The sequence below is a fragment of the Chamaesiphon sp. VAR_48_metabat_403 genome (genome assembly GCF_031422475.1).
Lineage (GTDB): Bacteria > Cyanobacteriota > Cyanobacteriia > Cyanobacteriales > Chamaesiphonaceae > Chamaesiphon.
In genome coordinates this window covers 1-14,623 of the sequence record NZ_JANPLS010000519.1, presented here as the reverse complement: position 1 = coordinate 14,623, position 14,623 = coordinate 1, and the positions used below count along the sequence as shown (strand labels likewise).

The window sequence follows — 14,623 nt, the reverse complement described above, 5'->3', positions numbered from 1 at the left end:
AGTTGCTGCATAGTCCCTTTACCCCACCCCAGCCTTCCCCTTTATAAGGGGGGGTAAACCAACCTCAAGCGAAGTCCAACAGACTTGTGTATACACCGTAGCCTTAATAAGGGGAGGTGCCGCAGGCGGTGGAGTTATTGTAATTTCAAGAATTTTTCTAAGGCTGCAACCATATTTGGTGGCCAGCGGCGGGTATTTTTAACCCAATCTAGATCCCGATAACGACCGTCTAAACCGACTGTCGCTACCCAATTGCTTTCCGCCTCGCCTCTTTTGCCATCTTGCCATAAAGCCGCACTCAGAGCCGCACGGACATCAGGAAAATCGCGATATTTTCTGACGATATTTTTCATATTCCGAATTGCTTCGGCAGTTTCGCCCTGCTGATATAAAGCTAGCGCGTAATTAGCTCGTGCGAAGGCAAAATCGGGGGCGATTTCGGAAGCTTTGAGATAATTTTGAATTGCTGTATCCCAATTGCCTAAGCCAGCATAGGCGTTACCGAGGTTATTATAAGCCATCGCATCTTGAGGATCGATGCTGAGGATATACTTATAATCGGAAATTGCGGCATCCCATTTACCCAAACCTTCTAAAGCAGTCCCGCGATTGAGATAAGCATCGGGATAGTTGGGTAATAATTCGATCGACTTATTAAAATCGTCAACGGCTGCGGTTAATTTATTCTGACTGACGCGAGAATTACCGCGATTGCTCCAAATGGCGGGATTTTGTGGAAATAGCTCGATTAGTTGCGTCCAATACTGCTCGGCTCGATCGAATTTGCCCTCATTCGTCGCAGTGAAGGCTTGGGTTCTGAGTTTGTCGCCGAGTTCAAATTGAGCATCGGTAAGCTCTGTAGGTGCTGGCTGTGCAAACCCAGAACTAATTGGAGTTAAAACGATCAGTGCGATCGCCACAATACTTACCAACCAACGCCACACCATAAATTATTTCCTCTATTTTCTCTTCACTGTAAAGGAATCGATCGCAACTATCAATAATTTCCGACTTCTTTCATCAATCGCTGGCGCATTCGTTCGGGTTCGCCCCGATCTACTAATTGCCCATGTTCGATTAGAAACGCGCCATCGCAATAGTCTAGCTCTTCGAGCCGATGCGTCACCCATAGAGCTGTCAAACCGCGACTTTTGACCAGATCGCGCACTTGGGCGACCAAATCTAGTTGGGCATCGGGGTCTAGCAGGGCGGTAGGCTCGTCAAATAAAATTACCTCGATTTGTCTGGCGATCGCCCCCGCGATCGCCACCCGCTGCTTCTGACCGCCACTGAGGGCATAAATGGGGCGGCGGATGAGGTCGGCTAGGTTGACCGCAGTCAGAGCTTCGGTAACGCGATGGCGGACTTGGCTGGGGGTCAGTTTTTCGGCAACTAATCCGAAGGCAATATCCGCACCGACTGTGGGCATGACTAACTGACAGTCGGGATTTTGAAAGACAATTCCCAACCCGCCATGAATATCGATCGTGCCACTTTGAGGTGTTAATAAACCAGCAATTAGACTTAATAGAGTCGATTTACCGCTGCCATTGGTGCCCAACAGCATCCAAAATTCACCGCGCGGTACCGAGAGCGAACAACGATCGAGGGCAATTTTACCAGATGTCCAGGCAAAGGAAAGATCCTTAACCTCGATTGCTGTCGCAGACGGCAAGCCGTTCGCGGGTGATGATAAGGGCAAGGATTGGTGCATGTGGATGGGGAATTTTAGATACTACTCCTGATGGAGGCACGATGCGCTAACTCGTCCGCACCTCAGCATTCGAGTGGGTGCTAGGATGCGGCAAAAGCCACGAAACCAGGCGTTTTACCAGAAGCCGCCGCGCCGGATTTTTCGTACATTTGAGCAGCGACGATCGCCTCTGTCATGACGCAGATTTTCTTTTCTGGTTGCCGATCGCAAGCTAATTCTAGCAGCGTTATATCACTTCCCCGCATTGCTTCTAATACCTGTTGATAGACGGCAGTCGCTTCTTCGACAGTCTTGCGCTGTACGGACATGGGCATTGCTGTATTTTTAAGCAGGATTTCGATAACGTACATAAATATTCGCAAAATTTTGGTACCAACCTTAATTGTAAGCCGAACGATAATTTAGTGACTAGGGACTGGTAAAATTTGGTTGGGGTCTTGATGCCCCTGCTAAGTGTAACTAACGCAATCGCTCTCTTTATGTAAATGAGAATCTCACCTACGATCTCAATATGTCGAATCGATCGCTAGATCTAGTAAGTATAAATACTCATAAAAGTCGATCTTCAGATCGTAAAAGTGGCAGTTTTAGATAAGAATCTTAAATTTTGTCGAAGAAAAGCTAAAGATCCTGCCCATTTCGACACAATTCTATTAGACTTAGTAAAGAAACGTAAACTGATTTAATAAATCAGCTAACTACTCGCGGGCTGACGGTACATTAATAGTATATTTGTCGATCGCGAACAACAATGTCCTTATAATATTCTGGAGTTTTGCTGCATCATGACAATTGCAGTTGGCAACCAGCAAACGGAAAGAGGCATCTTTGATGTCTTAGACGACTGGTTAAAAAGAGATCGGTTCGTATTCGTTGGCTGGTCTGGTATCTTACTATTTCCCTGTGCGTTCTTAGCCCTCGGCGGCTGGATGACTGGTACTACTTTCGTTACTTCTTGGTACAGTCACGGTTTGGCTTCTAGCTACCTTGAAGGTTGCAACTTCCTCACCGCTGCTCTATCCACTCCTCCCAATAGCGTCGGGCACTCCCTGATGCTACTTTGGGGGCCAGAAGCACAAGGCGATTTCACTCGCTGGTGTCAACTTGGTGGTCTGTGGGCGTTTGTAGCTCTTCATGGCGCATTTGGTTTGATCGGCTTCATGCTCCGTCAATTTGAAATCGCTCGTCTAGTTGGGATTCGTCCTTACAACGCGCTCGCTTTCTCCGGCCCAATCGCCGTTTTCGTCAGCGTCTTCTTGATCTACCCATTGGGTCAATCTGGTTGGTTCTTCGCACCTTCTTTTGGCGTAGCTGCAATCTTCCGTTTTATCCTATTCCTCCAAGGTTTCCACAACTGGACTCTCAACCCCTTCCACATGATGGGTGTTGCTGGGATTCTCGGTGGTGCGCTCTTGTGTGCGATTCATGGTGCGACTGTAGAAAACACCCTGTTTGAAGATAGCGAAAACGCTAACACCTTCCGGGCGTTCGACCCAACTCAGTCTGAAGAAACTTACTCGATGGTAACTGCCAACCGTTTCTGGTCGCAGATCTTCGGTGTAGCTTTCTCCAACAAACGTTGGTTGCACTTCTTCATGCTGTTCGTACCCGTAACTGGCTTATGGTTCAGCTCGGTCGGTATCGTTGGTTTAGCACTAAACCTGCGTGCTTATGACTTCGTATCTCAAGAATTGAGAGCGGCGGAAGATCCTGAGTTTGAAACGTTCTACACCAAGAACATTCTGCTTAATGAAGGTATCCGCGCGTGGATGGCTCCTCAAGACCAACCTCACGAACAGTTCATCTTCCCAGAAGAAGTTCTACCTCGTGGTAACGCACTCTAAGTGTCGATCGATCGGAAGATAAATGTACAATTATGTTTATCTTCCGGTTTTTTATATTCCGTATTTTATTTAGTTCATCGATCGAGGTACTGCAAGAGTGGAAACGCCCTTTAATACTACAATGATGACAGGCGGACGCGACCAAGACTCGACAGGCTTTGCCTGGTGGTCTGGTAACGCACGTCTGATCAATCTGTCTGGTAAGCTGTTGGGCGCGCACGTCGCCCACGCTGGTTTGATTGTTTTCTGGGCTGGAGCCATGTGCCTGTTTGAGGTGGCTCACTTCGTACCCGAAAAACCAATGTACGAGCAAGGTATCATCTTGCTGTCGCACTTGGCAGCTCAAGGTTGGGGTGTCGGTCCCGGTGGTGAAGTAGTGGATACATTCCCATACTTCGTCGTTGGTGTATTGCACCTAATTTCTTCGGCAGTACTGGGTGTTGGTGGTTTGTACCACGCACTGCGCGGTCCCGACACATTAGAGCAATATTCGGCTTTCTTCGGTTACGACTGGAGAGACAAGGATAAAATGACATCCATCTTAGGTTTCCACTTAATTATTTTGGGTGTTGGTGCTTTATTACTCGTCATCAAAGCGATGTTCGTTGGTGGTTTGTACGATACTTGGGCACCAGGTGGTGGTGACGTTCGCCTCGTAACCAATCCTACTCTCAACCCCGCAATTATCTTTGGTTATTTACTGAAAGCTCCCTTCGGTGGCGAAGGTTGGATTATCAGTGTTAACAACTTAGAAGATGTTGTCGGCGGACACATTTGGGTTGGCTTAATCTGTATTGCTGGTGGTGTATGGCACATTCTTACCAAGCCTTTCGGTTGGGCGCGTCGCGCTTTGATCTGGTCTGGTGAAGCTTATCTGTCTTACAGCTTGGGTGCTGTATCCTTGATGGCGTTTGTAGCGTCGATCATGGTTTGGTACAACAACACTGTTTATCCTAGTGAATTCTTCGGCCCAACTGGCCCTGAAGCTTCTCAAGCACAAGCATTGACCTTCCTGATCCGCGACCAACGTTTGGGTGCGAACATTGCAACAGCCCAAGGCCCGACTGGTTTGGGTAAATACCTAATGCGTTCTCCTTCGGGCGAAATCATCTTCGGTGGTGAAACCATGCGCTTCTGGGATTTCCAAGGCCCTTGGTTAGAGCCATTACGCGGCCCCAACGGTTTGGACTTGAGCAAAGTTAAAAATGACATTCAACCTTGGCAAGCGCGTCGCGCTGCTGAGTACATGACTCACGCACCGCTAGGTTCCTTGAACTCTGTTGGTGGTGTCATTACTGAAACTAATGCATTCAACTACGTTTCGCCTCGTGCGTGGTTGGCTTGTTCTCACTTCGTCTTAGGATTCTTCTTCTTTATCGGTCACTTATGGCACGCAGGACGCGCTCGCGCGGCTGCTGCTGGATTCGAGAAAGGGATAGATCGTGAAAACGAACCAGTAGTCTCTATGAATGACATCGCATAATCTACTCTAGTTAGAATTAGACCGTGCCAGCAAAAAACTCCTGTCGATTTGGCAGGAGTTTTTGTTTGTGGATTTATCGCTTGAAACAAGAACTCATGTCCAACGAATGCAAAAAGCCTTGATTCAAATGAATCTGCACCTCCACAAGGTCATTAGCGATCTGACTGGTTTAACTTCAAAAGCTCGAAAACTCGTCCGGTTGAAAATCTGGCGGCAACTGCTTTTCGGATGGCTGCTGTCTTGTCTCGCATAATCCGGGAGGGAACCTCCCGGCTGCGAGCCGCTTTTTCACTGACTCGCAGTCATTCGGCTTTGGGTGCATTTTATCGTCGATTACGTTCTCGATTGGGTGCCTCTAAAGCCATCACTGCCACCGCACATAAAATTGCTCAAATCTTCTATAAGCTGTGGGTAACTGGTGGCAATTATACTGACCGTGGGAGGGATTACTATGAGCCGAAATATCACGAGCAAATTCTCAAACATCTACAAGCCCTAAGCATGGATAGAATTTTGTAGACATCAGAATCGATCGCCCTCAACAAGCATCGATAAACCCTAAGACATACATATCGTAAGGATTTTGAGATTTTACATGAGTTATATTAATATTACTAGCGGTCGTAGCAATCGCATTTCATAAATCACCAAGCTACTAGTAAGCTAACTAGCTTGGTCGCGGCTAAAAATAAAAGCCCGTATTCCTAGATAGTAGAGAATTACGAGCTTTTAGTGTGCGATCGATCTTCCACTAAATAATTATTCTTTTTTTTGATTCGATCTAGCACACGATATTAGCCACAATTATGCGCTGATAATTATCTTAATTATTGGTGGCTTTAAGCTTCTTTCTCATTTTAAAAGCTGACATACCACCTATTAATGTACCAATAATTGTAAATGGTTCAGGTACTGGTACTTGTTTGGTTACATTAATATTGTCAATATTGAAACTGCTAACTCCATTGCCTGGTGTTCCTAGAATTGTCAATTTATCCAAAAGCTGAGTTGGATTTGTACTGGCAAAAGTCTGGAAGGTGTTAATTGTGGTGGGTGCGACGACCTGATTCAGGACGAGGGCACCGTTGAAGGAGCCTTGAATCGTATAGCTTGTGCCCAGGGAGGTGTTGCTCGTAAGATCCACGCCAGCAAAAGTGAACGGAAGTGTTGAATCGACTATATTTATCTGAGAAGGGCTAGGACTAGAGATCGGGCCAGCAAAAATTGAGGGAGTTGGATTACCAAATATTTGACCTTGAAACCAGTTGCCTAATGTTGGGGTTATCGTGAAGCCAGCTTCACTGCTGCCTAAGTAAGGATCTCCGTTAGCTCCTACCAGTGTATTGAAGCTAATAATGGCTGCTGTCGCTGGTTGACTAACGGCACTAATAACAAAAGCTGTCAGACCAACATATTTAAAGAGATTTGCATTCATTAGATTACTCCCCTAAGATATTGAATAGTTTACTCAAATTAATTGATTTGTTTCTATTACAAATTGATTCTCTAAAGCTATTCTCAATTTGAAAGAATTATTAATTTTTTAAAAAGAGAACTTGAAGTACTTCAACATAAATATTACTTTTATATCTATTAAAAGTAAACATGCTTTGTTATATAAGTTACCTGATGTAATTTATATCAGCAAAAAAGCTTAGGGGTGCATAATCTTGTTCTATTGAGAATAAAATTGAGACGATTCCATAGCTTCAGTTTGATTATTTTTCAACCACCATACGCGAATCGGATGTCTCAAGGCAAGACGGAGAGCAAGCTTCGCTGGAATTAGGGGCTGTAAGAAAATAAGCTCATGGTTTCGATCTCTAGTTTCCCCACAAGGAAAAGCTTTCAGTCTCAAAACATGAAGTTGTTTCTTTACAAGCCCTTAGTGAGATTTGTTTCTTTGGCTGACTACTTCTACCCTTCTCCCCGCCACCAAGCTAGAGGATCGATCGTGGGTACATAGGGCGGCCAATAATATAAACTGCGATCGTTAACTTGCGAAGATGGTTGGGCGAATCCTAACCCCAAGCATAAATGACCGAGAACATCGGCATACGCCCGATCGTGTCCGGGATAGCCTACATGGGCATGAGCGTATTCATGGGCGATTAGAGCCAACCAATCGGCGGGTGCAACTCGTCCCAAATCAACCAAAATCGTGGTCGGAGTGGTATGAATATTACAAAAGCCATCTAGTTGCATCGATGGTGCAAATGGTACCGCCAAAAGCTGGATCGATCGGCGATCGATCGGATTAAAACACCCATGACAGGCATTAAGATGGATTTGAAGCGATCGATTGACACTTTCAATTTGCAAACCGATCCAGGTACAAATTGAAACTCGATCGCGTACATTTTCCATGACATCTACCATTCGCGGATTTGGTAGCTGTGATTGAATTTTTTCGAGGTAGGCAACGCCATTGCGGTATGCTAACGTGCGATCGGACTCAATCACCAGCCGAGGGGAGATAAAATCAGCTTGGGATCGATATTCGCATCAGCGACTGGCTCAGTATCGGCTAATACGCGCGTTTCCGTGCAGAATGTCGCCGTACTAAATCCGCCCATCCGTTTGACAGTACTGCTCCGCACGCGGACATTCGGGCTGGGGAACCAGAACCGCTCGATCGAACTCATGATGTCATATTCGGTCACTAGTACCAAACCACCATCGTTATCCATGTGGTATTGTCCGGCTACCGAGACAATTTCAGCATACCCGCGATCGCGCAATAATTGACCGCTATGGGGTTTCTCGGCATCGGGAATCAGGGCAAATACCGTCTTACCTTCATGGTTTTCGCCCTCTTGGTCCCAACCCATCGAAGCCGCCCAAGTCACGCAACAGCCGCCTACAGCTAGGCTAGGATCGACTTGATGCGATTCGCACAATGCAATAATTTCTGGATCTTCAGCCGCTAATGCTTTAACCTCGATCTCTGATTCTCCCATCTCCGATCTTCTAAAAGCCAGGTGATGCGTAGTCCGTTTCGATCGCCATCTACCAGCACTATGCTGGAAAAACTCCATTACGTCCATCATGCGCGGATTCTTTTTAATAACTCAGCTTTAATTTTAGCAATTTATTAGGCTTTAGGCTTTGGGTGTTAGGCTTTAGGCTTCAGGAAATGCTATTGGAATGAAGCTTAGGCTGTAGATGAGTCTCTCAAAATAGAGTCTAAACCGCTATCGAATACCCAGTACCTAATTGCTAGATTCTCATCCCTAACACCTAACACCTAACACCTAACGCCTAAAACCTAAATAAATAGTGACCTAGTGGTAAAGTTTTGTTAAAATACAGATTGGGGTACCTGCCCTCTCACTACTCCTGGAGAAAATTAATTTCATGCTGCGACTGGAACATATCTGCAAGATTTATCCCACAGGTGAAGTCCTCAAGGACATTAATTGGGAAGTTAAACCAGGAGATCGAATTGGCTTAGTAGGTGCGAATGGTGCGGGTAAATCTACCCAAATGAAGATTATTGCAGGGCAAATCGAACCTACCAGCGGCGAAATTATTCGTCCGAATAGTCTCAATATTGCTTATCTCAACCAAGAATTTGATGTCGATCCGACACGGACTGTTAAAGAGGAGTTGTGGCAAGCTTTTGGTGAAGCCAACCGCGTGCATTCCGAACTCAATGAAATTCACCATCAACTAGAAACTGCCAGTGGTGATGAGCTTGACAAATTGCTCAATCGGATGGATAAATTTCAGCGATTGTATGAAGCGTTAAATGGTTACGCGCTCGAAGCCGAAATCGATAAAATTTTACCAGAAGTAGGTTTTGAACTAGAAGATGCCGATCGATTGGTAAGTGCTTTTAGTGGCGGTTGGCAAATGCGAATGAGTTTGGCAAAAATCTTGCTTCAATTCCCCGATTTATTACTACTCGATGAGCCGACAAACCATTTAGACTTAGAGACGATCGAATGGCTAGAAAATTACCTTCGCAAGCTTGAAACGCCGATGGTAATTATCTCGCACGATCGCGAGTTTCTAGACAGGCTGTGCAATCAAATTGTCGAGACAGAGCGTGGTGTTTCGGCGACTTATTTAGGTAACTATTCATCCTACCTCGAACAAAAAGCCGAGAATTCTTACGCTCAATTAAATGCCTTCGAGCGGCAACAAAAAGAACTCGAAAAACAACAAGCTTTCGTCGAAAAATTCCGAGCTAGTGCGACTCGCAGTACCCAAGCGAAAAGCCGCGAGAAACTACTAGACAAAATCGAGCGCATCGAAGCACCAGTATCGACGATGCGAACTCTTAGTTTTCGCTTTCCTCCCGCTCCTCGCAGCGGTCGGGAAATAGTCGAGATTAAAGATCTCGAACATGTTTATGGTGATAAAATTCTGTTTATGGGTACCGACCTATTTATCGAACGTGGCGATCGAATTGCATTTTTAGGCCCTAATGGTTGCGGTAAATCCACCCTGCTCAAAATGATTATGGGGATGGAAACTCATACTAGCGGCTCGATTAAATTAGGCGAACATAACGTCATTCCCAGCTACTTCGAGCAAAACCAAGCCGAAGCACTAGATCTCGATAAAACAGTTCTAGCTACCATTCACGATGAAGTCCCCGACTGGAAAAATGAAGCAGTTAGGACTTTATTAGGTCAGTTTTTATTTACTGGCGATATGGTTTTTAAAAAGGTCGAATCGCTCAGTGGTGGCGAAAAAGCCCGCCTCGCCCTCGCGAAAATGCTGCTAATTCCCGCAAATTTACTCATCCTCGATGAGCCAACCAACCACTTAGATATACCAGCTAAAGAAACTCTCGAAAATGCCCTCATTAACTACGATGGTACGGCATTAATCGTATCGCACGATCGCTATTTTATTTCTCAAGTAGCTAATAAAATAGTCGAAGTTCGCGATGGTGAGTTTCGGGTATATTTAGGCGACTATCACTATTACCTCGATAAGTTAGAAGAAGAACGCCAAGCGGCAAAGCAAAAGGCTTTTGCTGCTGCTGAAGTTGCTAAGAAGGCCGCCAAAGCAGAAAAGGCTAGCGCGAAGAAAAAATAGTGTACTAAGAACTATGATAAATCCCCTACTTCTCGGAGAAGTCGGGGAATTGTTAGTTAGGTATATATACCTTCGATCGATAATTTTAAGATCTATTTAGTCTTAGCTTGCGATTTAGCTTGCTCTAAAGTAATCTCTTTGAGAGTTTGATAAGAGTTAGCATTTGCAGAGCCTTCGATCGCTTTGACAGCCAGATCTTGAACCTGTTTTAAGGCTGCGGCTAGTTGTTGAGAGAGGCTATTGAGACGTTCTTCTTGGTTGGTAATATTCGATTGTAAAGACTCGATATTACTTTCGTAGAAACGTTTTTGTCCTTCAACTTCTTTAGCATAGAGATCGGATTTAATTCTTGCTTGATAAGTAGCAATACCTTTACCTTCTCCCTTAGCTTTTTCGACTGCTTTTTCTTTATCCTGAACGAAAGCAGCAACTTTATCTTTCGTTTCATTGAAGAGTTTTTCCCGCTCTGCTACAGCTAGTTCGCGCTCTGTCCAAGTTTTTTCTTGGACTTCTTTAGTTTCGGCTAGTTCGTAATATAAAGCTGCTTGTTGCTGTTCGTATTGCTCGCGATCGAGTTTACGTTGCAGATCGAGATTATACTTATATTCCTGAACTTCGCGCTGGGTATTTTTGCGATCGAGGTCGATGCGTTCTTTAACGGTAATACCGTTAACTTCTTGCTCTTTGCTCCAAGCTTTAGCGAGATCTCGAACTGCTTGAACTGCGGCTTCTTGCTGCTGAGTTAATTCTTCACCAAAGGCTTTAGAATTAGTTTCATAACTTTCAATTAATTGCTCGAAGCTATCTTCATCGACGGTGAGATTGTGTAATGTCTGCAAGTCGGTAATTTCAGCCGTCACGCCTTCCCGAATATCGGCTAATTTGCCAGCTTCAGTCGTCAATCGTTCGGATAATTCGCTGACTGCGGCACCAAAACCGAGCTGGAGTCTATCTAAACTAGCGATCGTATCATTCACCTTATCCTGGGTCGATCCTGCGTTCATAATGGCTTTTGGTTCGTCTTTAACTACTTTGACAGTGGGTGCAGGTGGCGCGGAAGTGGCAGCTTTTTGAATATTTTTAACTTCGACTTCAAGAGCCTTCTTTTCATCGGCGAGTTGATTGTAAGCCGTCAGAATTTCTGCTTTAGTATTTTTATCGGTTGGTTTTGTTGCCATAAGTCTGTTGGGGGATGGGAGTTGGGGGACGGGGAGACTGGGGAACAGTTGAACTTACTCCTATCTCCCATCACCCATCTCCCATCTCATGAATTAATTTTTCTCGCTAATTTTAGCTGAGGTTTCAAATGCTTTCATTGCCAGAGACTGAGCTTGAGTCATCACTGTTTGAAGTTGTTCGGTGATGGCGATGATTTGTTCGTTCTGACGTTCGATTACTCGGTCTAAAGATTGAATTTTTAGGTCGTAGCCTTGCTTATTTCCTTCCCACTCTTTCTCAGCAAGATCGGCTTTAACTTTGGCATCGCTGCTAGTTTCTTTAATTGATTCTTCTCTAGCTTTTTTAACTGCTTCTTCTAGTTCTGCGGGGAAAGCAGCAACTTTAGCTGTGTTTTCATCAGCCAACTTCTGGTTGTCTTTCAAGAATTTCTCACGTTCTTTCCATTGCTTCTGTTTATCGCGATCGAGAGACTGAAGCTCTTGCTCTTGGTTGCGCTTTTTCTCGGTATAACCATCAGTTTGCAACTGGCGATCGCGCAAAACTTTGTATTGTACTTCGTCTTGTTCTTTCTGACGTTCTTTAGTAACAATTGTGGCTGATTCTGTCTGTTGCTCGGTATAGTCGTGATTACTTTGTTCCCATTGTTTTCGGTGGCTGGTTTGCTCTTTTTCTAAGTTTTCACGATCGGTTGCGAGTTTTTGCTCGATCGCTTTTAAACTTTGTTGATGCTCTTGGGTAATAATATGTAGAGCATCAGCAACAATCCTAATTTGCTGGAGTTCCGATCGATGTTGGGTTTCAATTTCGATCGATTGTTTGACTTGGGCGAGTTTTTCGACTTCTACTGTCAGCCGCTCTGAGAGTCCGTTAATAATGCTCCCAAACTCTAGTTGTAAGTCTGCCATGCCTTTGACGATCGTGTCATCGGTATAGGTCGCAGCTTTGGCAACTATTTCTTTATTTTTGACTAGTTGTGCTTCTTCTTGTTTGGTAGCGACTTTGGAACCCGGTCGCGATTGCTCTGCCAAAATCCGATCTAATTCTGTTAGAATTTGGGTCTTACTATCTTTTACTATTGCCATAATTTATCTGCCTCAAGAATAACAACGCATGAAAATCACCCGTCTGGATTACAGACATTGGGATGGTCTAGATCGCCTATTAAGTGTGCCCAAATATTCGCCTCTAGTAACAACAAGAGGCTATGCTAACAAATTAACTCAGATGCACTAAAAAGTGCTGGCTGGTCAAAATCGAGCGATCGAACTGCTAGACTAGTACTATTGTATCGCGATCGATCTCCTTTGTCAAGATTTTTTAGGAAACTTGTACTAATAGAGTCAATCGATCTCAAAAATCTAGCTTAAAAATTGAAACTTCAGCAGGGAGCTTTACGACATGACTTCTTCCAAATTACCGATTACAGATCGCTCGGATATCGACTTAGAAGATCCGCAATATTATCTCAGTCGAGAACTTACCTGGCTGGAATTCAACGCGCGCGTTTTACATGAAGCAATGGACGAGCGCACACCCCTACTCGAACGATTAAAATTCATGGGGATTTTTAGCTCGAATCTCGATGAATTTTTCATGGTGAGAATTGCCGCAATCGAGCAACAAATCGAGGCAAAAGTCAGCAAACTAACGCCAGATGGCAGAACGCCTACCGAACAATTAGCAGTAACTAGCGATCGCGTTCAGCAGCTTATTACCAAGCAACATCAGCATTTTGAAACGGTATTGCGTCCGGCAATGCTCCAGCAAGGTATTTATTTATTAGATTATTTCGATCTCCATCAAGAACAATGTAGCTATTTACAAAGCTATTTTGAAGAACAAATTTTTCCAGTGCTTACGCCACTAGCCGTCGATCCGGGACATCCATTTCCATATATTTCTAATCTAAGTTTAAATTTGGCAGTTGTCATCAAACATCCGACAACTGGTGAAGAATTATTTGCCAGAGTTAAGGTTCCACAGGTTTTACCGCGTTTTATTGAATTACCTGTAGAAATCCAAGCAATCGATCGCTCTAATCCGCTCCAATTTGTGCGCGAAACCGCCGCTACCGAATCGCAAATGTGGACGGGCATTCCGATCGAACAACTGATCGCCCACAATTTAGAATCCCTATTTCCGGGGATGAATATTCAAGATTGTTACACCTTCAGAGTGACGCGAAATGCCGATATCAGCGTCGCCGAAGACGAAGCCGACGATTTACTCCTGGCGATCGAACATAGCTTGCGGAAGCGGCGTAAAGGCGGCTCTGTGGTGCGAATTGAAGTAGATGCTGCCATGCCACAACAGATTCGCCAGATGTTGCAAGAAGAACTAGACGTTACTAATCAGGATGTCTATGAAGTTAATGGAATGTTAGGATTGGGACATCTAATGTCTTTTTTATCTCTACCCATTCCTGAATTAAAAGATCCGCCGTGGAATGCGATCTTGCCAGCTTACTTGCGTCGGTTCAAAGTAACCGAGGATAGCGGCAATTTTTTCAAATTAATTGCTGAGAAAGACTTTTTAGTTCATCATCCTTATCAGTCATTTTCAGAAACGGTAGAGCGATTCATTACTTGTGCTGCCAATGATTCTAAGGTATTAGCAATTAAAATGACGCTTTATCGAACTACTGGAGATTCGCATATTCTCAAGGCTCTGATTAAAGCTGCTGAAAATGGCAAGCAAGTTTCAGTATTAATCGAACTTAAAGCGAGATTTGACGAGCAAAATAATATTAATTTAGCGCGAAAACTAGAACAGGCTGGCGTGCATGTCGTCTATGGATTAGTCGGCTTAAAAACACATACCAAAGTCGTACTAGTCGTTCGGCGTGAAGGCGAAAAGATTCGGCGATACGTACATATCGGGACGGGTAACTATAATGCTAAAACGTCCAATTTATATACAGATGTGGGCTTGTTTAGTTGTCGTCCCGAACTCGGTGCAGATCTGACAGATCTATTTAATTATCTAACTGGTTATTCGCAGCAGCGAGCTTATCGTAAATTACTAGTTTCGCCCGTAAATTCACGAGAATCATTCGATCGACTGATTCAACAAGAAATCGACCACTGTCGATCGGGTAAAATTGGGCGGATCGTAGTGAAAATGAATGCTCTAGTCGATTCGCAAATTATTAAAAATCTCTATCGGGCCTCTCAATCTGGCGTGTCAATCGATTTGATTATTCGCGGCATGTGTTGTCTGCGTCCGGGAGTACCGGGAGTAAGTGACAATATTCGCGTGATTAGTATTATCGGTCGTTTTCTCGAACATTCCCGGATTTACTATTTCCAAAATGGTGGCGAGCCGACAGTCTTAATTGGTAGTGCCGATTGG

At 44.5% G+C, this 14,623-nt stretch carries 13 protein-coding genes; 5 read left to right on the top strand and 8 right to left on the bottom strand.

The features are described from left to right. Positions 1 to 134: 134 nt before the first annotated feature. From RMO79_RS24395 to RMO79_RS24385, 3 genes are all read right to left on the bottom strand, one after another. Positions 135 to 947 carry a tetratricopeptide repeat protein gene (locus RMO79_RS24395; protein ID WP_310485875.1) on the bottom strand — a complete coding sequence of 271 codons (813 nt, stop codon included), beginning with the start codon at positions 945 to 947 and terminating at the stop codon, positions 135 to 137. Between the two features lie 50 nt (positions 948 to 997). Then, the gene (locus RMO79_RS24390) at positions 998 to 1,714 is read right to left on the bottom strand and encodes an ABC transporter ATP-binding protein (RefSeq protein ID WP_310485874.1); all 717 of its coding nucleotides are present in this window, start codon (positions 1,712 to 1,714) and stop codon (positions 998 to 1,000) included. Positions 1,715 to 1,794: 80 nt separating this feature from the next. Continuing rightward, complete coding sequence (locus tag RMO79_RS24385; protein WP_310485873.1) at positions 1,795 to 2,064, bottom strand: hypothetical protein; 270 nt, start codon at positions 2,062 to 2,064, stop codon at positions 1,795 to 1,797. Positions 2,065 to 2,499: 435 nt separating this feature from the next. On the opposite strand from RMO79_RS24385, the gene psbD reads away from it, so the two are divergent. The 3 genes from psbD to RMO79_RS24370 all read left to right on the top strand — a co-directional run bounded on the left by psbD (position 2,500) and on the right by RMO79_RS24370 (position 5,294). Continuing rightward, the gene (psbD, locus tag RMO79_RS24380) at positions 2,500 to 3,558 is read left to right on the top strand and encodes a photosystem II D2 protein (photosystem q(a) protein) (RefSeq protein ID WP_310485872.1); all 1,059 of its coding nucleotides are present in this window, start codon (positions 2,500 to 2,502) and stop codon (positions 3,556 to 3,558) included. Between the two features lie 121 nt (positions 3,559 to 3,679). Then, positions 3,680 to 5,041 carry a photosystem II reaction center protein CP43 gene (gene psbC / locus RMO79_RS24375; RefSeq protein ID WP_310485877.1) on the top strand — a complete coding sequence of 454 codons (1,362 nt, stop codon included), beginning with the start codon at positions 3,680 to 3,682 and terminating at the stop codon, positions 5,039 to 5,041. Positions 5,042 to 5,108: 67 nt separating this feature from the next. Further along, entirely contained in the window at positions 5,109 to 5,294 is a 186-nt protein-coding gene (locus tag RMO79_RS24370) for a hypothetical protein (RefSeq protein ID WP_310485871.1), read from the top strand. Positions 5,295 to 5,864: 570 nt separating this feature from the next. Here RMO79_RS24370 and RMO79_RS24365 read toward each other — a convergent pair. From RMO79_RS24365 to RMO79_RS24355, 3 genes are all read right to left on the bottom strand, one after another. After that, complete coding sequence (locus RMO79_RS24365; protein ID WP_310485870.1) at positions 5,865 to 6,476, bottom strand: PEP-CTERM sorting domain-containing protein; 612 nt, start codon at positions 6,474 to 6,476, stop codon at positions 5,865 to 5,867. A 482-nt stretch (positions 6,477 to 6,958) separates the two neighbouring features. Continuing rightward, positions 6,959 to 7,504, bottom strand: a complete 546-nt coding sequence (locus tag RMO79_RS24360; RefSeq protein ID WP_310485869.1) for a hypothetical protein — start codon at positions 7,502 to 7,504, stop codon at positions 6,959 to 6,961. Further along, entirely contained in the window at positions 7,501 to 8,088 is a 588-nt protein-coding gene (locus RMO79_RS24355) for a phycobiliprotein lyase (protein WP_310485876.1), read from the bottom strand. The genes RMO79_RS24360 and RMO79_RS24355 overlap by 4 nt, the downstream gene beginning before the upstream one ends. 310 nt (positions 8,089 to 8,398) lie before the next feature. Between RMO79_RS24355 and RMO79_RS24350 the strand changes: the two genes are divergently transcribed. Continuing rightward, positions 8,399 to 10,093 carry an ABC-F family ATP-binding cassette domain-containing protein gene (locus RMO79_RS24350; protein ID WP_310485868.1) on the top strand — a complete coding sequence of 565 codons (1,695 nt, stop codon included), beginning with the start codon at positions 8,399 to 8,401 and terminating at the stop codon, positions 10,091 to 10,093. 92 nt (positions 10,094 to 10,185) lie between these two features. Here RMO79_RS24350 and RMO79_RS24345 read toward each other — a convergent pair whose 3' ends face one another. Continuing rightward, positions 10,186 to 11,271 carry a hypothetical protein gene (locus RMO79_RS24345; protein ID WP_310485867.1) on the bottom strand — a complete coding sequence of 362 codons (1,086 nt, stop codon included), beginning with the start codon at positions 11,269 to 11,271 and terminating at the stop codon, positions 10,186 to 10,188. Positions 11,272 to 11,364: 93 nt separating this feature from the next. Next, positions 11,365 to 12,354: a hypothetical protein gene (locus RMO79_RS24340; RefSeq protein WP_310485866.1), complete on the bottom strand. Its 990-nt coding sequence runs from the start codon at positions 12,352 to 12,354 to the stop codon at positions 11,365 to 11,367. 316 nt (positions 12,355 to 12,670) lie between these two features. On the opposite strand from RMO79_RS24340, the gene ppk1 reads away from it, so the two are divergent. Further along, positions 12,671 to 14,623: polyphosphate kinase 1 (ppk1, locus tag RMO79_RS24335; RefSeq protein ID WP_310485865.1), on the top strand; the 1,953-nt coding region annotated here is incomplete at its 3' end.

Bases quoted from the DNA above. Each gene is read 5' to 3' on its own strand.
- RMO79_RS24395 (WP_310485875.1), bottom strand. From the start codon at position 947: ATGGTGTGGCGTTGGTTGGTAAGTATTGTGGCGATCGCACTGATCGTT.
- RMO79_RS24390 (WP_310485874.1), bottom strand. From the start codon at position 1,714: ATGCACCAATCCTTGCCCTTATCATCACCCGCGAACGGCTTGCCGTCT.
- RMO79_RS24385 (WP_310485873.1), bottom strand. From the start codon at position 2,064: ATGTACGTTATCGAAATCCTGCTTAAAAATACAGCAATGCCCATGTCC.
- psbD (WP_310485872.1), top strand. From the start codon at position 2,500: ATGACAATTGCAGTTGGCAACCAGCAAACGGAAAGAGGCATCTTTGAT.
- psbC (WP_310485877.1), top strand. From the start codon at position 3,680: ATGATGACAGGCGGACGCGACCAAGACTCGACAGGCTTTGCCTGGTGG.
- RMO79_RS24365 (WP_310485870.1), bottom strand. From the start codon at position 6,476: ATGAATGCAAATCTCTTTAAATATGTTGGTCTGACAGCTTTTGTTATT.
- RMO79_RS24355 (WP_310485876.1), bottom strand. From the start codon at position 8,088: ATGGACGTAATGGAGTTTTTCCAGCATAGTGCTGGTAGATGGCGATCG.
- RMO79_RS24350 (WP_310485868.1), top strand. From the start codon at position 8,399: ATGCTGCGACTGGAACATATCTGCAAGATTTATCCCACAGGTGAAGTC.
- RMO79_RS24345 (WP_310485867.1), bottom strand. From the start codon at position 11,271: ATGGCAACAAAACCAACCGATAAAAATACTAAAGCAGAAATTCTGACG.
- RMO79_RS24340 (WP_310485866.1), bottom strand. From the start codon at position 12,354: ATGGCAATAGTAAAAGATAGTAAGACCCAAATTCTAACAGAATTAGAT.